21 protein-coding genes are annotated in these 22,125 nt (G+C 69.0%); 13 read left to right on the plus strand and 8 right to left on the minus strand.

What is annotated here, in order from left to right:
* Window positions 1–10 precede the first annotated feature (10 nt).
* The gene (locus ACFO5K_RS01340; protein ID WP_378555252.1) at window positions 11–436 is read right to left on the minus strand and encodes a DUF779 domain-containing protein; all 426 of its coding nucleotides are present in this window, start codon (window positions 434–436) and stop codon (window positions 11–13) included.
* Between the two features lie 150 nt (window positions 437–586).
* Here ACFO5K_RS01340 and ACFO5K_RS01345 point away from each other — a divergent pair, with 150 nt between their 5' ends.
* Window positions 587–1,579, plus strand: a complete 993-nt coding sequence (locus tag ACFO5K_RS01345) for an LLM class flavin-dependent oxidoreductase (RefSeq protein ID WP_378555253.1) — start codon at window positions 587–589, stop codon at window positions 1,577–1,579.
* A gap of 7 nt (window positions 1,580–1,586) precedes the next feature.
* On the opposite strand, the gene ACFO5K_RS01350 is transcribed toward ACFO5K_RS01345, so the two are convergent.
* Complete coding sequence (locus tag ACFO5K_RS01350; protein ID WP_378555254.1) at window positions 1,587–2,132, minus strand: AAA family ATPase; 546 nt, start codon at window positions 2,130–2,132, stop codon at window positions 1,587–1,589.
* Window positions 2,133–2,642: 510 nt separating this feature from the next.
* On the opposite strand from ACFO5K_RS01350, the gene ACFO5K_RS01355 reads away from it, so the two are divergent.
* The 6 genes from ACFO5K_RS01355 to ACFO5K_RS01380 are packed head-to-tail and all read left to right on the plus strand — an operon-like array spanning window position 2,643 to window position 8,717.
* Window positions 2,643–3,692: a 3-oxoacyl-ACP synthase III family protein gene (locus ACFO5K_RS01355; protein WP_378555255.1), complete on the plus strand. Its 1,050-nt coding sequence runs from the start codon at window positions 2,643–2,645 to the stop codon at window positions 3,690–3,692.
* 8 nt (window positions 3,693–3,700) lie between these two features.
* The gene (locus ACFO5K_RS01360) at window positions 3,701–4,597 is read left to right on the plus strand and encodes a hypothetical protein (protein ID WP_378555256.1); all 897 of its coding nucleotides are present in this window, start codon (window positions 3,701–3,703) and stop codon (window positions 4,595–4,597) included.
* Window positions 4,594–6,255, plus strand: a complete 1,662-nt coding sequence (locus ACFO5K_RS01365; RefSeq protein ID WP_378555257.1) for a fatty acid CoA ligase family protein — start codon at window positions 4,594–4,596, stop codon at window positions 6,253–6,255. Before ACFO5K_RS01360 ends, ACFO5K_RS01365 begins: the two co-directional genes overlap by 4 nt.
* The gene (locus ACFO5K_RS01370) at window positions 6,252–7,295 is read left to right on the plus strand and encodes an NAD-dependent epimerase/dehydratase family protein (RefSeq protein ID WP_378555258.1); all 1,044 of its coding nucleotides are present in this window, start codon (window positions 6,252–6,254) and stop codon (window positions 7,293–7,295) included. Before ACFO5K_RS01365 ends, ACFO5K_RS01370 begins: the two co-directional genes overlap by 4 nt.
* A gap of 29 nt (window positions 7,296–7,324) precedes the next feature.
* Window positions 7,325–8,575, plus strand: a complete 1,251-nt coding sequence (locus ACFO5K_RS01375) for a peptide synthetase (protein ID WP_378555259.1) — start codon at window positions 7,325–7,327, stop codon at window positions 8,573–8,575.
* The gene (locus ACFO5K_RS01380; RefSeq protein WP_378555260.1) at window positions 8,559–8,717 is read left to right on the plus strand and encodes a hypothetical protein; all 159 of its coding nucleotides are present in this window, start codon (window positions 8,559–8,561) and stop codon (window positions 8,715–8,717) included. Before ACFO5K_RS01375 ends, ACFO5K_RS01380 begins: the two co-directional genes overlap by 17 nt.
* Before the next feature lie 8 nt (window positions 8,718–8,725).
* Here the strand turns inward: ACFO5K_RS01380 and ACFO5K_RS01385 are convergent, their stop codons facing one another.
* Window positions 8,726–9,448 carry a 2'-5' RNA ligase family protein gene (locus tag ACFO5K_RS01385; protein ID WP_378555261.1) on the minus strand — a complete coding sequence of 241 codons (723 nt, stop codon included), beginning with the start codon at window positions 9,446–9,448 and terminating at the stop codon, window positions 8,726–8,728.
* Window positions 9,449–9,636: 188 nt separating this feature from the next.
* Here ACFO5K_RS01385 and ACFO5K_RS01390 point away from each other — a divergent pair, with 188 nt between their 5' ends.
* Window positions 9,637–9,978, plus strand: a complete 342-nt coding sequence (locus tag ACFO5K_RS01390; RefSeq protein WP_378555262.1) for a hypothetical protein — start codon at window positions 9,637–9,639, stop codon at window positions 9,976–9,978.
* Between the two features lie 40 nt (window positions 9,979–10,018).
* Here the strand turns inward: ACFO5K_RS01390 and ACFO5K_RS01395 are convergent, their stop codons facing one another.
* Window positions 10,019–10,390, minus strand: a complete 372-nt coding sequence (locus tag ACFO5K_RS01395) for a YybH family protein (RefSeq protein WP_378555263.1) — start codon at window positions 10,388–10,390, stop codon at window positions 10,019–10,021.
* 65 nt (window positions 10,391–10,455) lie between these two features.
* Window positions 10,456–11,022 carry a hypothetical protein gene (locus ACFO5K_RS01400; protein ID WP_378555264.1) on the minus strand — a complete coding sequence of 189 codons (567 nt, stop codon included), beginning with the start codon at window positions 11,020–11,022 and terminating at the stop codon, window positions 10,456–10,458.
* 711 nt (window positions 11,023–11,733) lie between these two features.
* Between ACFO5K_RS01400 and ACFO5K_RS01405 the strand changes: the two genes are divergently transcribed.
* From ACFO5K_RS01405 to ACFO5K_RS01425, 5 genes are read left to right on the plus strand one after another with little or no spacing between them, the layout of a single operon-like run.
* Entirely contained in the window at window positions 11,734–13,236 is a 1,503-nt protein-coding gene (locus tag ACFO5K_RS01405; RefSeq protein ID WP_378555265.1) for a condensation domain-containing protein, read from the plus strand.
* Between the two features lie 4 nt (window positions 13,237–13,240).
* Window positions 13,241–14,539 carry a glycosyltransferase gene (locus ACFO5K_RS01410; RefSeq protein WP_378555266.1) on the plus strand — a complete coding sequence of 433 codons (1,299 nt, stop codon included), beginning with the start codon at window positions 13,241–13,243 and terminating at the stop codon, window positions 14,537–14,539.
* Entirely contained in the window at window positions 14,536–15,483 is a 948-nt protein-coding gene (locus ACFO5K_RS01415; protein WP_378555267.1) for an ATP-binding cassette domain-containing protein, read from the plus strand. Before ACFO5K_RS01410 ends, ACFO5K_RS01415 begins: the two co-directional genes overlap by 4 nt.
* 23 nt (window positions 15,484–15,506) lie before the next feature.
* The gene (locus ACFO5K_RS01420; RefSeq protein ID WP_378555268.1) at window positions 15,507–16,325 is read left to right on the plus strand and encodes an ABC transporter permease; all 819 of its coding nucleotides are present in this window, start codon (window positions 15,507–15,509) and stop codon (window positions 16,323–16,325) included.
* A gap of 9 nt (window positions 16,326–16,334) precedes the next feature.
* Window positions 16,335–17,723, plus strand: coding sequence for a hypothetical protein (locus ACFO5K_RS01425; RefSeq protein WP_378555269.1), 1,389 nt, complete (start codon window positions 16,335–16,337; stop codon window positions 17,721–17,723).
* Window positions 17,724–18,098: 375 nt separating this feature from the next.
* On the opposite strand, the gene ACFO5K_RS01430 is transcribed toward ACFO5K_RS01425, so the two are convergent.
* The 3 genes from ACFO5K_RS01430 to ACFO5K_RS01440 all read right to left on the minus strand — a co-directional run bounded on the left by ACFO5K_RS01430 (window position 18,099) and on the right by ACFO5K_RS01440 (window position 22,102).
* Window positions 18,099–19,250, minus strand: coding sequence for an RNA polymerase sigma factor (locus ACFO5K_RS01430; protein ID WP_378555270.1), 1,152 nt, complete (start codon window positions 19,248–19,250; stop codon window positions 18,099–18,101).
* A complete protein-coding gene (locus tag ACFO5K_RS01435; RefSeq protein ID WP_378555271.1) occupies window positions 19,247–19,654 on the minus strand; it encodes a YciI family protein in 408 nt (135 codons plus the stop codon). The genes ACFO5K_RS01430 and ACFO5K_RS01435 overlap by 4 nt, the downstream gene beginning before the upstream one ends.
* A gap of 267 nt (window positions 19,655–19,921) precedes the next feature.
* Complete coding sequence (locus ACFO5K_RS01440) at window positions 19,922–22,102, minus strand: malate synthase G (RefSeq protein WP_378555272.1); 2,181 nt, start codon at window positions 22,100–22,102, stop codon at window positions 19,922–19,924.
* Window positions 22,103–22,125: the final 23 nt, after the last annotated feature.

Genomic DNA, 22,125 nt, shown 5'->3' on the forward strand with positions numbered 1-22,125 from the left:
CCGCAGGGCTTCAGGAGGCTTCTACGGCGAGTGCCCGACGCTCGTCGCGGATGCGCAGGGTGAACAGGAAACCGCAGTCGGACTCCAGTGACGGGCCCCGGTGCACCGACCCGGTCCGGCGCCGTACATCGACGCTGACGTCGATGTCCTCGAACCCGGTGTGGAATCGGTGTGCCATCCAGAGCTCGGTGTGCCACGCGGTCTGCCCGGCCAGCACATCACCGGCATTGGGCCGGAATTCGCTGCGGCGCAGGCACACCGGGGTGTATCCGTCGGCCTCGGGCGCCAGGTAGAGCACCACGGGACCGTGCATCTCGGTCAGCAGGTGCAGTACCTCGCCTGCCTCGTCGGTGGTCTCGACCGCACGGTGACGGTATTCGAGTTTGCGGCCCTGGTGTTGTCGCTCGCGGTGTACGGACCCGGTGTGGTGCCCCATGGTGCGCTCCTTGCACGTTCTCGACGGTGGTTGTTCGGTGCACACTATGGGTGCCCAAGGTTGGACCAACGTTGGTGTGTGTCGAAACCTGCGAATCTCCGTGCGGGGCACACCGAGGAATCTGTGACCGTCGTGGGCGTTGTCCCTGGTATGGCTGCGGCACTCGATTCGGTTCGGTTCTCGATCCTGGACCGCTCGCGCGTGCGGCGCGGGCAGACTCCGGCCGAGGCACTGCGCGAGACGGTGGAGTTCGCCCGAGCGAGCGAACAGTGGGGCTACCACCGGTTCTGGGTCGCCGAGCACCACAGTGTGCCCGGGGTCGCCGGAACGGCCCCCACGGTGCTGGCCGCGGCGGTCGCGGCGGCCACCACCGGCATCCGCGTCGGCACCGGCGGGGTGATGCTGCCCAACCATCAGCCGCTGGTCGTGGCCGAACAGTTCGGTGTGCTCGACGCACTGTTTCCCGGCCGCGTCGACATGGGACTGGGGCGTTCGGTCGGCTTCACCGACGGCGTACGCCGCGCCCTGGCGCACACCGATGCCGACGACTTCGACGCGCGCCTGAGCGAACTGCTCGACTACTTCGACGCGGGCAGGGGCGGCGTACACGCCGGGGCCGCCGAAGCAGCACCGGTGCCCGCCTTTCTGCTGGCGACCGGCTCCGGGGCACTGCGAGCGGCACGGTTCGGGCTCCCACTGGTGATCGCACCCGTCTCGGGAGCGCAAGCGATGCTCGACGCGATCGAGCGTTACCGCGACCGATTCCAGCCGTCGACCCAGGCCGAGCGTCCCTACGTCGTCGTCTCCACCACGGTGATGGTGGCCGATTCGACCGCACAGGCTCGCCGCCTGCTGCTGCCCGAGGCATGGTCGAGCGCCTACTCGCGCACGCGCGGCGAATTCCCCGCCCTGATCTCGCCCACCGAGATCGAGACGCTGTCGATGACCGACCGGCAGCGCCGGATGTTCACAGCGGCCGTCGGCGATCAGATCCACGGCACCGAGGACGAGGTCGCCGAAGCGCTCGAGCAACTGATCGCCCACACCGGCGCCGACGAGATCCTGGTCCACACGAGCACTTTCGACCGGGCCGCCCGCCTCGACTCCCACCGTCGCCTCGCCCGTGTGGTCGGTCTGAGCTGAGCGGGACTCAGTTGACCACGGCCTCGGTCCAGGCACGGGCGAGGATCTCCTCGACGGTCTGCTCCGGTGTCTGGTCGGAAGTGTCGAGCCACAGCCCCAGCCGCGGTGTGTCGTTGCGCAGACCGGCATCGAGCAACTCGACGGTCCACTCGTTGTAGGCGTTCTTGCCCCTGGCCGCTTCCCGGGCCGCGACCGCGGTCGGCCGTGGGGCGAGCACCACGACCAACAGTGGCCGGTGCCGGATGAGCTGGACCAGCTCGGTGAGGTTCGCGCCGAGGACCACGTCCTGAGCGAGCACCGTGAATCCCTCGGTGAAGTATTCGTCGCACGTCACGGCAGTCAGCCGGTGGCGCAGGCGCAGTTGGCGCACCGCTTCCTCGGTGAGTTGCGGTGTCATGTCCGCCCGGCCACCGATCACCATGCGGCGGAACAGGTCTCCGCGCACATGCACCGAGCGGGGCAGCCGCTCGGCCAGTAGTTGCGCGATAGTCGATTTCCCGGCGGCCTGGATCCCGGTGATCACGACGATGGCCTGCGGCGGTGGCGAAGTCACGGCGATCAGACTATTCGCCGGCGGGTGGCGCCGTGTGGCCACTGCCCGGACCGATGCTCGTGGCGGCCGACCGGGCCAGCCGAATGTCCATCGATAGTCGCCCGCGACAAAGTGGTGAGCTGTATTTCCGCGCCTGAAACAAAGCCGTGAACATGCTCGGGGCGATGCCGAGGTGAGGTCTCTCACGCCGTACCAGCCATTGCGGGTACCCGAATCCGCCCAGCAATCCCGTGTAGCGTTCGATTGCCCGGGCACAGGCACGTGCGACCGCGGCCGCGGAAAATGGCTCCGCACCTGCGGAATCTTCAGCAGTGGCGCCCTTCTCGCCGTGTAGCTTCACAGTTGCCGAGCATTCGGGATATGTCGGCTCACAATGCGTTTCAACGGCCGGAGAGCCGCTCCGGGGTGCCGTGAGCGACGACCCGCGACCCGGCAACCGTCCGGTAATGTCGCCCTCACATCGAGGCCCGCAACGTCTCAGGCACCCCTTTCGACTTTCAGGAGTTTTCCGTGGCGCATTCCCGTTTCGAATCCATCGGCGCCTATCTCCCTTCGAATATCGTGACCACCGAAGAATTGATTTCCCGTCTGCGTGAGCCACCCGCGTTCGATCTCGAGCGCATCACCGGAATCAAGGAGCGACGGGTTCGCGATACGCGACCGGAGAGCCGGGAGGATTCGTTCACGCTCGCGATCAACGCCGCCCGCGACTGCTTGGAGCGGTCGCACTACGCGCCGGGCGAACTCGAGGTGATCATCTCCTGCTCGATCACCCGCAGCAACGACGGCACCCGCATGTACATGGAACCCTCCTTCGCCTCCTCGATCGGCGAGGAGCTCGGCGCCGGGCGGGCGATCACCTTCGACGTGTCGAATGCGTGCGCGGGCATGCTCACCGGCGTCTACCTGCTGGACCGGATGATCCGCGCGGGTGTGGTGCGCAACGGGATGGTCGTCAGCGGTGAGTCGATCACCCCGATCGCCGAGACCGCGGTGAACGAGATCTCGGAGAAGTACGACCTGCAGTTCGCCTCGCTCTCGGTCGGCGACTCCGGGTGCGCGGTGGTGCTGGACCAGGCGGTCGACGCGGACGACGAGATTCATTACATCGAGTTGTTCACCGCCGCGGAGCATTCGCAGCTGTGCCTCGGCATGCCGAGCGACAAGTCTTCCGGTGTCGCGCTCTACACCGACAACCGCAAGATGCACAACGAGGCCAGGTTCCTGCTGTGGCCCGACGCGCAGGGCCGTTTCCTCGAGGACCAGGGGCGCAGCTTCGCCGACGAGGAATTCGACTACATCATCCACCACCAGTTCGGCGCCGCGGCCGTTCCCTATCTCAACGCGATCGCCGCGCGCGAGTTCGGCACGCCGATGCCGCCGGACCTCAATGTGCTCGAGAAGTACGGAAACACCTCGACGACATCACATTTCATCGTGCTGCACGATCAGCTCGCCGAGCAGCGCATCGAGGCGGGCGCGAAGGTGCTGATGGTGCCCGCCGCCTCCGGTGTCGTCGCGGGCTTCCTGTCCGCCACCATTTCCCGTCTGAAGGTCTGAGGTTCGTCATGGGCGTGTGCATCCGAGCGGTCGGCACCAGCAGGTCGACCGATACCCACAGCATCGTCGAGCACGGCGGCCGGGCCGCCCGGCACTGTCTCGAGCAGGCAGGGGTGCGTCCGGACCAGGTGGGCGTGCTGATCAACACCGGCATCTTCCGTGACTCGAACACCGTGGAGCCCGCCGTGGCGGCGCTGATCCAGAAAGCCGCGGGCATCGGATTGGACTACGCGCGCGACGACCCGCGCACCTTGTCGTTCGATCTGATGAACGGTGCGGTCGGCGTCGTCAACGCGGTACAGGTGGCGGGCGCGATCCTGGCGGCGGGCACCGAGCACGTACTGATCGTCGCCGGCGACACCCATCCCTCGCTCACCCGCTCCGGCGCGGACGCCGAATTCCCTTACGCCACCGCCGGAGCCGCGATGCTGCTGGAGCAGGTCGATGGCCCGGCGGGGTTCGGTCCGGTGCACATCACCACCGCGCCGGGCAGTCCCGCCGCGACCGCCTATGTCGACACCGCCACCATGGGTACCGTCGGCCGCACCCTGATGACGGTCGAACGTGAACCCGACTTCGAGGACCGTGTCCTCGGCGTGGCCACCGAGGTGGCGCGGGCGGCCCTGGCCGGGGTGGACGGTGCGCGCATCGCGCTGATCGCCTCCACCCCGAGCCCGCAGTTCCCCGAGCGCCTCGCCGACACACTGGGCATCGACCAGGGCGGGGTGCGCATCCCCGATCTCTCCGACGGCGACCCGCACACCGCCGCGCTGCCGCTGGCCTACGCTCGCGCCGTCACCGATGATTCCCTCCACGGCTACACGCACGTACTGTTCGTCGGGGCAGGAGCCGGCCCGTCGGCCGCGGCCACCGTCTACCGTCTGCCCGCGGAGACCGCCGCGTGACCACGGCGACCTACTGGCAGACCATCGACCGATTCCGGGACCTTGCCCGTACCGAACCGGATCGCGCGGCCGTGATCTACCCCGACGGCACGACCGCCGACGGCCTGCCCGACTACCGGCGCATCACCTACCGCGAGCTGGACCGGTGGTCGGACGCGATCGCCGGGCACCTGACCCGCTCGGGCGTGCGCAGCGGGACCCGCACCATCGTGCTCGTACTGCCCAGCCCCGAGCTGTACGCCATCCTGTTCGCGCTGCTGAAGATCGGCGCGGTGCCGGTGGTGATCGACCCCGGGATGGGAGTGCGGCGCATGGTGCACTGCCTGCGCGCGGTGGCCGCCGAGGCGTTCATCGGGATTCCGCAGGCCCATGCCCTGCGCGTGCTGTTCCCGCGCAGCTTCCGGCAGGTACGGACCACCCTCACCGTCGGCCGCCGCTGGTTCTGGCGTGGGCCGACACTGCGGTCGTGGGGCCGCACCCCGGCCGGCGAATTGCCCACCCATACCCCCGCCGACCCCGACGAGCTGCTGATCATCGGCTTCACCACCGGCAGCACCGGCCCGGCCAAGGCAGTCGAACTGACCCACGGCAACCTCGCCGCAATGGTCGAGGAGGTACACGCCGCCCGCGGGCACACCCCGCCGGACACCTCGCTGGTGACCCTGCCACTGGTCGGCGTGCTCGATCTGCTGCTGGGTTCGCGGTGCGTACTGCCGCCACTGATCCCGAGCAAGGTCGGTTCGACCGATCCGGCGCACGTGGTCGACGCGATCCAGCGCTTCGGGGTCCGGACGATGTTCGCCTCACCCGCGGTCCTGATTCCGCTGCTGGCCCGGCTGCGCGCGCACCCGACCGACCTCGACACCCTCGACAGTGTGTTCTCCGGTGGCGCACCGGTGCCGCATTGGTGCGTCGCCGGACTGCGCTCGGTACTGCGGCCCGAAGCGCGCATCTACGCCGGGTACGGCTCGACCGAGGCGCTGCCGCTGTCGACCATCGAATCCCGTGAACTGCTCGACGGACTGGTCGAGCAGGCCCAGCAGGGCGCGGGCACCTGCATCGGGCGCCCCACCGACAATGTCGAGGTGCGCCTGCTCGCGATCACCGACGACCCGGTCGCGAGCTGGGCCGAGGCCGGACTCCCGGTCGACGCGCAGGAGGTGGGCGAGCTCGTGGTCGCCGGACCGCACGTGAGCGCGCGGTACTTCTGGCCGCCGGCGGCGAACACGGTGGGCAAGATCGTCGACGGAGACCGGATCTGGCATCGCACCGGCGACCTGGTCCGCATCGACGAGCTGGGCCGAATCTGGTTCTGCGGGCGCAAGAGCCAGCGGGTGCGCACCGCGCACGGGCCGATGTTCACCGTGCAGGTCGAACAAGTCTTCAATGCCGTACGCGGTGTCGCCCGCACCGCACTGGTCGGGGTGGGGACTCCCGGTGCGCAGCGACCGGTACTGTGCGTGGAACTCGAGCCCGGAGCCGATCCGGTCGCCACACAGACCCGGTTACGCACGCGGGCCACCGAATTCGACACTGTCGCGCCGATCGCCGAGTTCCTGATCCATCCCGGCTTCCCGGTCGACATCCGGCACAACGCCAAGATCGGCCGCGAACAGCTCGCGCGGTGGGCGGCGAAGAAATGGGATGTGCGGATATGAAGATCCTGGTCACCGGGGCATCCGGTTTCCTCGGCGGCGCACTGGTGCGCGCACTGGTCGCCGAAGACGCCCACGAGGTGTCGATTCTGGTGCGCCCGACCAGCGTGCTCGACGATCTCGCCGCGGTCCTGGACCGGGTGCGCGTCATCGAGGGCGACCTGTCCGACGGCGCCTCACTGCGACGCGCCTGCGCGGGGATGGACGCGGTGGTGCACAGCGCGGCCCGGGTCGAGGAACGCGGCACCCGGGCCCAGTTCTGGGTCGAGAACGTGCGGGCGACCGAGCTGCTGCTCGATGCCGCCCGCCGCGGCGGGGCGAGCAGGTTCGTCTTCGTGTCCAGCCCGAGCGCACTGATGGATCGCGACGGTGGCGACCAGATCGATGTCGATGAAACCCTGCCGTATCCGCGGCGCTACCTGAATCACTACTCCGAGACCAAGGCGGCCGCCGAGCGCGAGGTACTCGCCGCCGCCACAACCGATTTCACCACCGTGGCCCTGCGCCCGCGGGCGATCTGGGGGGCGGGCGACCGGTCGGGGCCGATCGTACGGTTGCTCGGGCGCACCGCCGCGGGCACGCTGCCCGATCTGTCCTACGGTCGCACGGTCGAGGCGTCACTGTGTCACGTGGACAACATCGTTCACGCCTGTCTGCTCGCGGTGACCGCGCAGAATGTCGGCGGCAAGGCCTACTTCATCGCCGATGCGGAGAAGACCGATGTGTGGCGGTTCCTCGGCGACGTGGCCCGGCGCCTCGGCCTCGCGCCGCCCACACGCCGGCCGAATCAGCGGGTGCTGACCGCTGTGGTCGCCGCCGTCGAGCTCGTGTGGCGTGTTCCGGCCGTGGCGCGACGCTGGGCCCCACCCCTGTCGCGCTACGCCGTCGCCCTGATGACACGCACCGCCACCTACGACTCCGGCGCCGCGCGCACCGAACTCGGCTACACCCCGGTGACGGACCGCGACACCGGACTGGCCGGGTTCCTGACCTGGCTCGACACCCAGGGTGGCATCGAAACGTTGACCAGGACGCTGCGGTAATTCCGAAGCGTCCCGCACCGGAGGTAACCATGAACGGCGGCAACGCCTTTCGTCGACCGCTGTCGACCACCGAACGCATGTACTTCCCCATGCGCGAGCTGGCTCCCCCCTTCCTGATGCAGTTGGTGGTGCCCGGCGAGGGCCACATCGACCCGCAACGGCTGCGGCGCGCGGTGGCGGCGGCCGCCGAGGTGACACCCGGTGCCCGCCTTCGCCGCCAGGGCGCATGGTGGGTCGACAGCGGTGTCGCCCCCACCGTGCAGGTGGTCGATGATCACCTGTTGCGTTCTCCCGCACTCGAATCCGACACGGTGCTCACCGCACCGATGTCGCCCGGGACGACCATGGAGGTGCTGCTGCTCACCGCCGCACCGGTGACCCTGATCTTCCGGGTCTTCCACGGGGTGATGGACGGCGTCGGCATGCTGGCGTGGGCGACCAACGTCCTGCGCGCTTTGCGCGGCGACGATCCGGTCCCGCACACCGACCCGGTGGCCGACCAGGAGCTCGTCGCCCGGCTCGGCGCCACAGGCAAACCCACCCCGATGGTCCCGCGCTACCGCAGCGCGGTCGGCCGGGGCAGGCAACGTCGCGGCTCGGCCCGCCACCTGCTGCGGCACCGGCGGGTGGCAGCCGCCGGCCCCGGTGCGCTCGCCCGGGTCTGCGCGCTGCTGGCCGCCGAAACACCGGGCACCTCGCGCATCATGATGCCGGTCGACCTGCGCCGCCACGATCCGGCGCTGCGCTCCACCGCCAACCTCGCGTTGCCGCTGTTCCTCGACATCGCTCCCGGCCAGGACTGGATGCACGTCAAGAATCAGATCAAGACCGGACTGGCGGCGCGATCGGAGCTCGACCAGCTGGCCAACACCCGCATCACCCTGGTACCCGATCCGGTCAATCGCACTGTACTGCGGACAACGAACTGGCTCGGGGCACGCGCGGGCCGCAACCTGGCCTCGGCCACGGTGTCGCACATGGGCCGTTTCCGCGCCGACGACCTCGCCGTGCCCGGCTTCCGGCCGACCGGACTGTTCGTGCTCCCCCAGCACAGTGTCGCGATGCCGCTGCTGTTCGGGCTCACCGAGTTCGACGGGCACACCGAACTCACGGTGTCGGCGCGCAACGGCACCGGCATCGAACCCCGTCTCGAAACCCTGCTCGACCGGATCACCCAGATGCTCGAATCCGAACCGCCGGTGCGTCGACACCACGATGACCGGCACGTCCACGAAGACCGGCCGACGCGGTTATCGTGGAGACGTGGGCATCATCGGTGAGCTGTTTCCGGGTCAGAAGCTGCAGAACGAGGGCAGCGGCGACAGCGACGGCCAACCGCGCGAACCCCGCATCGACCTCGACCTCGACGCCGGGGTGATCCGGGTCTCCGGCGCCCGCACCGACGACGACACCGAGCAGTGACGGTCGGCTCAGCTCCTGAGTAGCTGTGCCGTGCGCGGCCGGGGCATCGCCTCACAGGCCCGGTCACCGAACGTGGCATGTCCGGCAACCGGGTCGGGCACCCGCAGCAGCTCGGCGGCACAGACCTCCGACCAGTCGTACCGGCCGTCCTCACACACCAACTCGACCAGTTCGACCTCGGACACGGTCTCGTCGAGACAGAAATCAGCGAAACCGCCCTCGTCGAGCACGGCCTCTATCTCGGCCACCGGCACCGCCTCGGTGGCATGGGCCAAGGCCAGGTACGGCCGCAACGGCTCACCGAATTCCGGGATGCGTTCCCGGATCCACACCTCGGTCATGGCAGTGGTCAGGTCCTCGCGGACCCGGCGTAATTCCTCGGGCAGGGCAATCGGCAAGCACACCGAGTCCCGGGCCACCACCGGCGGCCCGAACGTGAGCTGGAACGGAGCGTGCCCGGCCAGCAATCGGCGGGCGCCGGCGACCAGCTCCGCCAGGTGCACACCTTTGACACCGTCGACGAACCCGACACCCTGCACATCGATACGCAAGCGCGGCGCGTCGACCGGTTCCAGACCGGGCAACCGGGACAGGGCAGGGGCGAAGAAGTCGACGAGTTCGTCGGCGACCGGCTGGGTCGGCTCCACCTGCCAGTCGTAGAACGAGCGACCCGGCGTCCAGCCCGGCCGCCACCACCAGCGGCTCGCAACAGTCATCTCGCTCGCGATCATGGTGTCCCACCTCCCGGTCTCGGCCCTCGTCTCCAGCGATCACCCTGCGGACCTGCGATGCCAGTCGTCTGTCAGTGGATAGTTACCCGGGGGCTCGAGCACCCAACACCGGCGAGACCGTTCCGTTGCACCTTCGATTCCAACGCGGGTGTGTCGCCGCGTGGCCCGCGGCGCACTACACTGATCGCATGCCTGTTCGACGGCTGATCACGCTCTCCGCGTTCGCCCTCCTGCTGCCCTTCGCCGCCACCGCCTGCACCATCACCGGGGCAGGCACCACCTCCGAATGCACCGTCAGCGGCTGCACCGTCACCTTCGACCGTGGGGTGAACGCCAAAGCCTCGGTGCTGGGGATCGAGGCCGAACTGGTGGGGGTGGAGGGTGAGGTCGTCACGTTACGGGTCGGCGGTCAGCAGGTCACGATGCCGGTGGGTGAGTCCCAGGCGGCCAACGGTATGGACGTGCGGGTCAGTGAAGTCACCGACGACAAGGTCGTGGTGGTACTGGCGACCGGCCTGAACCAGAACTGACTCCCGAATCGCCGTGCGCGCGACCCGGTCCGGGTGCTGCTCAGCCCAGCACGTTCGGCTGGTCCAGAATCCAGCGCCAGCTGCCGTCGGGCTGCCTGCGCGCCACCTCCACGGTCGCGCCGGGGCCGCCGGGCAGGCGCGAGGAGGTCAGCGCCAGATCGCCCGCGCGTAAGGCCGGCACCTGCGGTCCGAGCTGGAACACCGGACGATCGGCCACCAGCCGCGCGTAGGCCGCCCGAATCTCGTCGATGCCCGTCGCCACGACCCCATCCGGCAGTGCGAGCACCGCATCGGATTCGTAGAGCTCCACCAGCCCGTCCACATCACCGGCGTTCAACCGTTCGACCACCAGCCGGCTCAGGTCCTCCGGTCGCCGCGCCCGCTCGCGCGCACCGTCGAAATCGTCGCTCATCGCCACCCTCCCTCGACATGGGTTGTGCGCCAACGGTAACGCCGGGGTACGACACGAAACCGAGGTCAGTCGTGCATGATCACGTCGAACTCGTACCAATCGCCGTCATAGTGCGTGTACACCGCCGTATAGGGCCGGCCCCCGTGATCCGGTGGCGAGGTCTGCGGCGGGAAGTAGGCCAGCCCGCCGATGGAGATACCGGCCACCGAGAACTGGCAACCGCCGTCCGCGGCCCGGACCCTGTCGATGCGCAGGACACCGAACCAACCGGCCTCCGACTCCTGGCAGCTGTGCGCCGCCTCGGTCAGCGCGCCTTCCGACAAGCCCCACGCCAGCTTCTCCGGCACCTGCGCCACCAGCAATCCGGCACCGGCGAGCACGATCACCGGTGCTGCCGACACCAGGCGATATCGCCGGTACCGTGCGCACCCGATCGGCGCCAGGACCAGCCAGCACAGCCCGGCCATCAGCAGCGTCAGGACCCCCACAACCCAGATCATCACATCGGCGCGGGTCGCGGCGACCACCAGCAGAAGCACCACTCCCACGAGCGCCGACACCACCGTCGCCCACATCGCCGACCACCACCGTCGTGGGGTCGGCCGCGCCACCGCATGCTCCGCCGTCGTCATCGGCCCACTCTAGATCGACCGGCACCGGCCACCGCACGACGAAACCCCCGACAGCGGTGAGCCGTCGGGGGTTTCGCGGACAGAATTGGTGTCAGCCGATCGTCACAGCGGGGGGAATCCCGCCGAGCCCGTCGCCATCCAGTTCCAGAAACCGGCGGCGCGGTTCACGACCAACGCGATGACGTCGAGGGCAGTGCTTCCCATTGTTTTCCTTACGTCGAACGGACACTTCGCGGGGTCCACCCTACCAACAGCCGACGAACCGACCTCGCTGTGACAACACACCGAATCCACGGCCAACGACCGTTCCGGCGAGATCGGCGCCGCGGGTGAACGGCCGGGAAACGCAGTTACACAACCGTCCACGGACAATGTGATCACGCCTACAGGACACCGCCGGAGCCATGTGAACAAAATACCAGGCGGACATATTCGTACCCGAGAATTTTCATTCGAAATATTCTGCAACGCAATACGAGTCGTATTCATTGCGCGATGCACCGCAGGCCCGGGAGTTTTGTTCAGAAGAATCGTGACGGCCGTCACCGTGCTGCATTTTGCGGTTTCACCGATACGATCAGCCCTGCCGCGGCTTCCCGAAAATGCCTGCCCGTCGAAGTTCCAGAGCACACCGGCGACACAGCGAGGTGTCACCCGAATTCCGCCCTTCGCCCGCTTCGGCCCGCATTCGTCACGAGGTGAATCCCTGCCATGGAATACACGCATTTGTCCGAATTCGCGATTCGTGCCGGCAGTCTGTCGATCTGGACTCCCGAACTTCACACCGGCGCGTGGCAGCCCGACGACCGGCCGCTGACCAGCGTGCACGCCGGATACTGCACGAGCATCGATCCCACCGATCCCCGGCCCGGCCGCGGTCGCTGGATCGGGACGGCCTTCGAGATGGATTCCCCGTTCGAGGCCGGTACCTGGTCCGAGACGCTGCGCCGCTGGCACGTCAGACACGAGGGGCTGCGCACGACGGTGGCGACCCGTCCCGGAGCCGAACCTCGTCGCCGCATCGCCGCGGCCGTCGGCATCGCCGAGCAACGAGTCGAGGGCGTCACCGAAAGCACTCGGATCAATGAGTTCCTCAGTGACACTTTCGAATTGCGCCTGTCGCCGCTGACCTGGCCGCACTGCCTCGCCGCCACTGTTGAGCACACCGGCGACTTCACGGTGATCATCGCCGCCGACCATTCGGTGATGGACGCCTATTCCCAGGCGATCCTCATTCTGGAGCTGCGCACTCTCTACCAGGAGGTCCGCGCGGGTGCGGCGCCGCGCGAGTCGGTGACCTTCGGCAGCGCGGCCGACTTCGCCGTGCTCGAGCGGGCAGCCGCGGCCGAGCTCACCGTCGATTCGCCCGCGGTGGCGACCTGGCGTGAGTTCCTCGCCCACGGTCCGTTGCCGCGTTTCGCCGCGCACGCGCACCGACCCGTCGTCGCCGGAGCGCCGCAGCCCAGCGTGTCGCGGCGGGTGCTCGGCCTGACCGAGCTCGAGCAGGTGGAAACAGTGCTCGACCAGGTGCGCCACCGGATGCCGGTGGCCGTGTTCGCGGCCTTGGCGACCGCGCATCGACAGCAGTTCGGCGACGAACGGTTCCGCACGGTGATGCCGATCGCGACCAGGCCGGATCTGCGCTGGCTGGAGTCGATGGGCTGGTTCGTCAATGTGGTGCCGGTCGATATCGCGCCGCCACCGGGTGCGGGCATCGCGGCCGCACTCGAATGCACGCGCACCGCGTTGCGTCGTTCCCGCACGGCCAACGATGCCGCTTGGTCACGGGCGCTGGAACTGCTCGGCATCGCCGACACACCGCGCTTCGGCACCTCGTACCTCGACATCCGGGTGCTGCCGGGCTACGAACTGGTCGCCGACCTGCGCGGGCGCACCTTGCGCGCGGAGTCGTACTCCCCCGACGAGGTGTTCCTGTGGGTGGTGCGCGCCGCCGACGGGCTCTACGTCTCCACGCGCTATCCCGCCGGGCTGGCGGCCGAGGTGATGGACGAGTTCTTGACCGCGTTCGGACAGGCCCTGTTGTCGATCTGCACGATGGCGGATCCGCGGGAGTCGGTGAACCCGGGCGCGCTCTCGACCAACGACGGGACACACCGGCCGACGGTGACCGACCCCCAGGTGGTGCCGCACGTCGACGACGCGCACTCCGCCGGCAGCGCCGAGCCTTTCGCGGTGCGGGCGCAGGTGGGGTGAGCGGATGCGTGCACTCCTGGCTTTCACCGGCAGCAGAGGCGATGCCCAACCCGGCATCCTCCTGGCCCGCGCACTGCGCGCCCGCGGACACGAGGTCACCTTGGCGCTCGCCCCGAATCTGCTCGCCTTCGCCGCCGAATACGGCGTTCCCGCAGTAGCTTTCGGCCGTGACAGTGCCGAGCTCCTACGGGCGCAGCGCACCGACCACCGATTCACCAGCCGCGATCCCCGGGCCCGGCTGCGCGCACTGTTCGAACTGCAACGCCGTGGTGTCCCCGAGGCGCTGAACGGATTGCGCACGCTGGCACCCGGCCACGATGTGCTGGTCGCCGGAATGGCGGGCGAGGAGGTCGGCGAATCGGTGGCGCGAGCGGTGCGACTGCCGTTCGCGGCGCTGCACTTCTTCCCGATCCAGCCCAACACGGCCGTTCCCGTGGTGCCCGCGCGATGGGCCGAGCGTGTGCCCGGCGTCGTGCATCGCTGGGGTTGGTCGGCCCTGGCACGCGCCCGGGCGGCGGCATTGGCACCGGTGCTACCGACCGTCGGCCGGTCGCCGGCAGCCGTGCCCACCACGGTGGGAACCTTGTGGATTCAGGCATATGACGCGCGGTTGTTCCCCGGCCTCGCCGAGGAAATATCTGGTCCGTTCACCGGGTTCCCGGTCGACCTCCCCACGGGGTCTACAGCGTCCGGCCGGGACCGCGGCATCCGTCGCCGGTCCGGCGCCGAACCTCCGAGCCCATCGGCCGCACTGCATTCCTGGCTCGATGCCGGGACCGCACCGATCTATGTCGGCTTCGGTTCCATGGACGTCGGCGACCCCGCCGACCTCGTCGCCATCCTGCGGTCGGTATGCGCCCGGCGCGGGCGCAGACTGCTGCTGGTCTCGGGCTGGGCTTCGATCGTCCCGCAATTCGGCGCCGACCTCGCCGTGGTCGACCAGGTGGACCATGCCGAAGTCCTCCCGCGCTGTGTGGCCGCTGTCCACCATGGCGGCGCGGGCACGACCGCGGCCGCCCTGCGCGCGGGTGTTCCCCAGGTCATCTGCTCGGTCCAGGCCGACCAACCCTATTGGGGTCAGGCGTTGCGGCGACTCGGACTGGCCGCGACGATGCCGGCCAAGCAACTGACCGCGCCGCGGCTGCAAGCCCTGCTCGACCGGGTCGACACCCCCGGCGCGCGGCATCGAGCGCACGCCTACGCCGCCGGCTTCACCACCGACGGAGTCGAGCGCGCCGCCGACGCCATCGAAGCACTCGCCAACATTCCGCAACCGATCCACGTCGCCGGGAGGCCCCTGTGAGCACCGAGATCGCCATCCGCGCCACCGGACTCGGCAAGTCCTACGGCGACTTCACCGCCGTCGACGGTGTGGACCTCACCATCACGGCGGGCACCGTGTTCGCCCTGCTCGGACCCAACGGGGCGGGCAAGACGACCACGGTGCGGATGCTGGCCACCCTGGTGCGCCCCGACCGCGGTGCCGCCGAGGTCTTCGGCTACGACGTGGTGCGCGCGGCCACCGCGGTGCGCTCGATGATCGGGCTCACCGGCCAGTACGCCTCCGTCGACGAAACCCTCACCGCCGGTGAGAATCTGCGCCTGTTCGGACGGTTGCTCGGTCTGTCGCGCCGCGGCGCCGCGCGGCGCGGCGCCGAACTCCTCGACGAATTCGAGCTCACCCAGGTCACCGACAAGCCGGTCGCCCAGTTCTCCGGCGGCATGCGCAGGCGCCTGGACCTGGCGGCGACACTGATCACGGATCCCCCGCTGATCTTCCTCGACGAGCCGACCACCGGCCTCGACCCGCACACCCGCGACCGCATGTGGGGCATCATCCGGCGTCTGGTCGCGCGCGGGGCGACCGTACTGCTCACCACCCAGTACCTCGAGGAAGCCGACGCGCTCGCCGACCGCATCGCCGTCATCGACCGCGGTGCGATCGTCGCCGAGGGCACCGCCGCCGAACTGAAGTCCTCCATCGGTGACCAGGTGCTGCGACTCGAACTCGCCGATTCCGCTCAGGCCCCGCACGCCGAGGTGATCATCGCCGAACTCACCGGCGACGTTCCCGAGGGATCCTCGGCGGGCACGCTCACCGTCGCGCTCGCCGAAACCGGCACCGCCGCCGACATCGTGACCGCCTGCCGGGCCGCCGGAATCGAACTGCGCGGTTTCGCCGTCGACCGTCCCGATCTCAACGAGGTGTTCCTCGCTCTCACCGGCACTGCTCGCGCGGCCGCCTGAATCCCGAAAGACCGAGGCCGACAATGACTCTCACCACCACCGCCGCACCGCCCACGATCGATCGCCGCCCGCGCGTCACCCACGTGGGTCTGCGGGCGGCGCTGTTCCAGTCGCTGATGATGGCCTGGCGCGGACTGCTCACCTTCCGGCACAGCCCGCAGCTGCTCTATGACGCGCTGCTGCTGCCGATCGTCGGGCCACTGCTGTTCGGCAACATCTTCGGCACCGCCATCGCGGGCAGCCTCGAGGCGTATCTGCCGGTGCTGATTCCCGGTGTGCTGGTGCAGATCGTGCTCACCTCCTCGGTGGCGACGGGCGTCCAGCTGTCGGAAGACATCCGCTGTGGGGTGTTCGACCGATTCGTGGCCATGCCGATCGCGCGTTCGGCACCCGTGGCCGGCGCACTGCTGGCCGGAGCGACACGTTATGTGATCGCCGCGACCACCGTGGTGATCGTCGGATTCGCGATGGGCTACCGGCCCGAGCACCCGCTGGGATTCGCCGCCGGCGCGGTACTGGTGGTGCTGGCGACCACGGCGATCAGCTGGTTGTTCGCGTTCATCGGCGTCACCGTCTCACGGCCCGCGGCGGTGCAGGGCATGTCGATGCTGGTGCTCACCTTCCTCAGTTTCGCGTCCAACGCGCTGGTACCCGAATCGGCGATGCCGACCTGGCTGCGCTACGTCTCCGACTACAACCCGGTGTCCTACCTCGTGTCGGCGGTGCGCACCCTCGCCGAGGACGGGGTGATCGGTGCCGACGCGCTGTGGTCGGTGGTGGCCGCACTCGTGGTCGCCGCCGTCTTCGCCCCGCTCACCGTCCGCACGCTGCGTGCCCGCTGAGGAGCTGCCATGACGACCGTGAACCGCCTCACCGCCGACGACGACCTGTTCCTCAAACTGCACAGCCTCTACGGCAACGCCCTGGTCAACCAGCTCGCCTGGCGCTTCGACGAACCACTGGACCGCACGCTGCTCGACCGGTTCCACACCCAGCTGGCGACCGGGTTCCTGGCCCGCCGAGTACGCAGAGCCCGGACACCGTTGGCCCGCCCCTATTGGCTGCCCGCGACACGCTCACTCCCCTTGAGCTGGGACTCGACGCCGATCTCCGAAGACGAGATCCTCGACTGGTACTTCGCGCAGAGCCGGGTGGATTTCGATCCCACGACCGGGCGGGTGTGGCGGTTGTCTGCGGTACCGACGACAACGGGCGGGACACTGGTATCACTGGTGACCTCACATGTGGCTTCCGATGGTGGAGCGGTGCTGTTCGCGGTCGGCGACGCGCTGACCCGGCTCACCGGTGACGACCTGTCCGCGAGTTCGGGCCGGCGCACCGCGGCACGCACGCTCACCGAAGCAACCCGGTCACCGAGTTCAGGTCGGCTCGTGGGACAGGCGCCTCGGCATGCGGTGCGCGCGAACCTCTTCGATGCCGGCCGCCAACTGCGTGCGGTGGCGAAGGGGATCCGTGCCGCGATCGCCGCCCGCGCCGTCACCGAGCCCGACCGCAATCCGCGACCCGACACGCCCCCGCTCGCCCTTCCGCCCCGGTGGTCCCCCGCCGACCTGGTCGTCCAACTCGACCTCGCCGCATGGAACGCCGCCGCAGCAGCACATTCCGGCACGACCAACGGCCTGCTGATCGCCCTCGGTGCGGGCCTGCTCGGACGCAGCGGCCGCGTGGGCGACACGGCCGACATCCGCGTGGACATCCCCCACTCGATGCGCACCCCCGACGACCCCCGCGCCAACGCCACCACCGGTCTGCCGATCGCGGTCACCTACCGCACCGGCCACCGCATCGACCTCCCCGCCGTCCGCGCCGCGGTGAAAAAGGCGGCCATCGCCTACCGCGACCCGGCCACCACCCCCGCCCTGCAACACCTACAGCCACTGCAGATGGTCCTGCCCCGTTTCGTCCTGCACCGTTTCGCCCGCACCGCCAAAGCCCCCGAGTGCCTGTGCACCAACCTCGGCGAAACCGCGCAAACCGTCGCCGACATCGCAGGCCACCGCGCCGCCGCCGTCCTCATGCGCCCGGTCGTCTGCACCAACGACACCGACATGTTCCGCCGCGTAGAAGTGGGCATCAGCCTCTCCTTCACCACCGACGGCCACACCATCACCCTCGCCGTCACCGGCGCCGACCCCGACTACTTCCCCACCCGCACCACCCTGCGCACCCTGGTAACCGCCGAACTCGAGTCCTGGGGCCTCACCCCCCATTTCTGGTGACCACCACCGGCCTTCAACCGGATCCACCGGTTCCGGCATAGCGAAACCACCGCCCCATCGAACGGTGTAGGCCCAACCCCGCGTTCATCACGCCGGTCCGCCCGAAGTTGGCGCCCGCCGGCCAACCTGCGCCGAGCTCCGCCCACTGAACCACACCATCGCGCACACACGGCGCCGCCACGGTCTGGACCCGCTGGAACCACGTCCACAAGCACCGACCTTGCTACCCGAGCACCCAATGCAAAGCCGCAGCGTCGGCAAAAGGAGCACACGAGGTGTATGGACGCCCGGACAACCGATCCGGACACCGGCACCGACGACTGAAGAGAGCGCCGCACGACCTGACCGTGCGGTCTCGCACCGCGTTCGACCGGTTCAACACTGGTCGGCGATCTCGGTCAGCCGTTGGATTCGGGCCGCCTCACGGGCCAGGTGGTCGCGTTCGGGGAGGTTGGTGGCTGTCAGGGACGCCTCGGTGTACAGGGCGGCGGCCTGTTCGAGGTCACCCGCGCGGTACCGGAGGTAAGCGCGGGCGGCGTTGTGGCGGGGCAGGTGTGGGTCCACGTCGGCCAAGGCGGCGAGACCGGCTCGGGGGCCGTCGGCTTCGCCGACCGCTACGGCGCGGTTGAGCCGGACCACCGGGCTGTCGGTGAGCAGGAGCAGTTCGTCGTACCACTCCACGATCTGCACCCAGTCCGTCTCGGTGGCGGTCGGGGCGTCGGCATGCAGGGCGGCGATGGCGGCCTGGGCCTGGTACTCGCCGAGACGGTCACGGGCCAGCGCGGTCTGCAGGATCGTCACGCCTTCGGCGATGAGGGTGGTGTCCCAGCGGGATCGGTCCTGCTCGGCCAGTGGGACGAGGCGCCCGGCCTGGTCGATGCGGGATGTGCGGCGGGCGTGGTGCAACAACATCAGCGCGAGCAGTCCGGAGATCTCGGGGTCGTCGGAGGCGGCGGCGAGTTGGCGGGTGAGACGGATGGCTTCGGCGGCCAGGTCGAGCTCGCCACTGTAGCCCTCGTTGAAGACGAGGTAGAGCACGCGCAGCACCGTTGCCAGGTCGCCGGGCCGGTCGAGTGGCAGGCCCGTGATCCGCCGTTTGGCCCGGCTGATCCGTTGCGCCATCGTCGCTTCGGGGACGAGATAGGCGGCGGCGATCTGCCGGGTGGTCAAGCCGCCGACGGCGCGCAGCGTGAGGGCGACAGCCGAGCCCGGCGACAGCGCCGGGTGCGCGCAGAGGAAGTAGAGCCACAGGGAGTCGTCGGTCGCCGGGCCGGTCTGTGGCCGGACCTCGACGAGCGATTCCCTTCCTCGCCTGGCTGTTTCGGCACGGACAGCGTCGAGGAACTTGTGCCAGGCGGTCGTGACGAGCCAGCCCTTCGCATCGCGCGGTGGCTCGGCCTGCCACGTTTCCAATGCCCGGATCAGTGCCTCCTGCACGGCGTCCTCGGCCGCGGCGAAGTCGGCCCCGCGGCGGACGAGGACGCCGATCACCGCGGGGACGAGTTCACGCAGCAGCGCCTCGTTCACTCGGTGACCGTGGGCAACCCGGTGAAGAACGGCCGCAGTTCGAGCCACTCCTGAACCGGTTTCCCACCGGCACCGGGGGCCGCGGACAACTCGCCGGCCAGCTCGAGCGCCCGCTCGTAGGTCTCGACATCGATCACCATCCACCCGGCGATCAGGTCCTTGGTCTCGGCGAACGGGCCATCGGTGATCGGCGGGCGGCCGTCGCCGTCGGAGCGCACGAACGTCCCCTGCGGCGAGAGCGCCTGACTGTCGACGAACTCACCGCTGTCGCGCAGCCGCCCGGCGAAGTTCTCCATGTACTGCACGTGCGCTGTCACTTCCTCCGGTGTCCACCGGTCCATCGGCACGTCGTTGACCGACGCGGGCGCGCCCCGGTAGTGCTTGAGCAGCAGATACTTGGCCATGATGTTCTCCTCGGTTCGTTTCGGCCCATTCTGGCCGAGGTGATCGGATCGGGCGGGCCGACGGTCGGCCCGCCACTGGATCAGTTCCTCGACGGTGGTGCTACTCCTGGGACGGAGCCACTCGAGCATTCTCGACATCCACCGCGCACGAATCTTCCGGCTCAGGCCACGGCCCGACTCGGAGCGGGGCGAAGTGCGCGCGCCACCACGAGAAATCCCCCGGGAACCCGAAGGCTCCCAGGGGATTTCGTGTGGCGCGAGGGAAGGTCAGCCCTTGTTGGCAGCCTTGAACTCGCGGCGACGCCGGTGCAGGATCGGCTCGGTGTAGCCGTTGGGCTGCCTGGTGCCTTCCAGGACCAGTTCCTTGGCGGCCTGGAACGCGATGGACTCATCGAAGTTCGGGGCCATCGGGCGGTAGGTCTTGTCGCCGGCGTTCTGGCGGTCGACCACGGGGGCCATGCGCTCGAGGCTGGCGATCACGTCGGCCTCGCTCACCACGCCGTGGCGCAGCCAGTTGGCGACCAGCTGGCTCGAGATGCGCAGGGTGGCGCGGTCCTCCATCAGACCGATGTCGTTGATGTCGGGCACCTTGGAGCAGCCGACACCGTGATCGATCCAGCGGACCACATAGCCCAGGATGCCCTGGGAGTTGTTGTCCAGTTCCTGGCGCTTGTCCTGCTCGGACCAGTCGGTGGACTGGGCCAGCGGGATTTCGAGGATCTGATCGACGGTGGCGCGGGGGCCGCCCTTGGTGATCTCGGCCTGCCGCTTGAACACATCCACCTGGTGGTAGTGGGTGGCGTGCAGGGTGGCGGCGGTCGGTGAGGGCACCCAGGCGGTGTTGGCTCCGGCCTTCGGGTGGCCGATCTTCTGCTCGAGCATGCCGGCCATCAGGTCGGGCATGGCCCACATGCCCTTGCCGATCTGCGCCTTGCCGGGCAGGCCGTGCGCCAGGCCGGTGTCGACGTTCCAGTCCTCGTAGGAGGTGATCCAGGTCTGGGCCTTCATCTCGGCCTTGCGGACCATCGGCCCGGCCTCCATGGAGGTGTGGATCTCGTCGCCGGTGCGGTCCAGGAAGCCGGTGTTGATGAACACCACACGGTCCTTGGCGGCCTCGATGGAGGCGGCGAGGTTCACCGTGGTGCGGCGCTCCTCGTCCATGATGCCCACCTTGAGGGTGCTGCGGGTCAGGCCGAGCACGTCCTCGATCCGGCCGAACAGTTCGTCGGTGAAGGCGGCCTCGTCGGGGCCGTGCATCTTCGGCTTCACGATGTAGACCGAGCCGGTGCGGGTGTTGGCCAGCTTCGCGGTGCCGTTGAGCGAGTGCACCGCGATCAGCGAGGTGATCAGGCCGTCCATGATGCCCTCGGGCACCTCGTTGCCCTCGGCGTCGAGGATGGCGTCGGAGGTCATCAGGTGGCCGACGTTGCGCACGAACATCAGCGAACGGCCGTGCAGCACCAGCTCGGAACCGTCGAGCGCGGTGAACACGCGGTCGGGGTTCATGGTGCGGGTGAAGGTCTTGCCGCCCTTGGAGACCTCTTCGGCCAGATCGCCCTTCATCAGGCCGAGCCAGTTGCGGTAGCAGAGAACCTTGTCGTCGGCGTCGACGGCGGCGACCGAGTCCTCGAAGTCCATGATCGTGGTGAGCGCGGACTCGAGCACGATGTCCTTGACACCGGCGGTGTCGGTGGACCCGATGGGCGAGGACGGATCGATCTGGATCTCGATGTGGAGCCCGTTGTGCTTCAGCAGCACCGATGTGGGCTCGGCCGGGTCACCGGTGTAGCCGACGAGCTGCGACGGGTCGGCCAGGCCGATGTCGGTGCCGTCTTCCAGGCCGACCTCGAGCTCACCGTCGACGATCTTGTAGTACGAGGAACCGATGTGCGAACCGGTGATCAGGGTGACGGCGTCGTCGAGGAAGTTGCGGCCCCACTCGATCACCTTGTCGCCGCGCACGCGGTTGTAGCCGGTGCCCTTCTCGGCGCCGTTGTCCTCGGAGATGGCGTCGGTGCCGTAGAGCGCGTCGTAGAGCGAGCCCCAGCGCGCGTTGGCGGCGTTGATCGCGAAGCGCGCGTTCATCACCGGCACCACCAGCTGCGGGCCGGCGGTGGTGGCGATCTCGGCGTCGACGTTGCCGGTGCCGATCTGGAACGGGGCGGGCTCGGGACGCAGGTAGCCGATCTCGGTGAGGAACTGCTTGTAGGCGCCCTTGTCGTAGCCGGTGCCCGGGTTCTCGGCGTGCCAGGCGTCGAGCTTGCCCTGGATCTCGTCGCGTTCGGCCAGCAGGGCACGGTTGCGCGGGGCGAGATCGTTGACGATCTGCTCGGCACCCGCCCAGAACGCGGCGGAATCTACGCCGGTACCCGGCAGCGCCTCGTTCTCGATGAAATCGTGAAGAACGCTCGCCACCTGGAGCCCGCCGACCTGAATCCGCTCTGTCATCTACTGCCTCACTTTGGTGAAAA

Origin of the sequence: Nocardia halotolerans (assembly GCF_042650145.1) — a bacterium.
Lineage (GTDB): Bacteria > Actinomycetota > Actinomycetes > Mycobacteriales > Mycobacteriaceae > Nocardia > Nocardia halotolerans.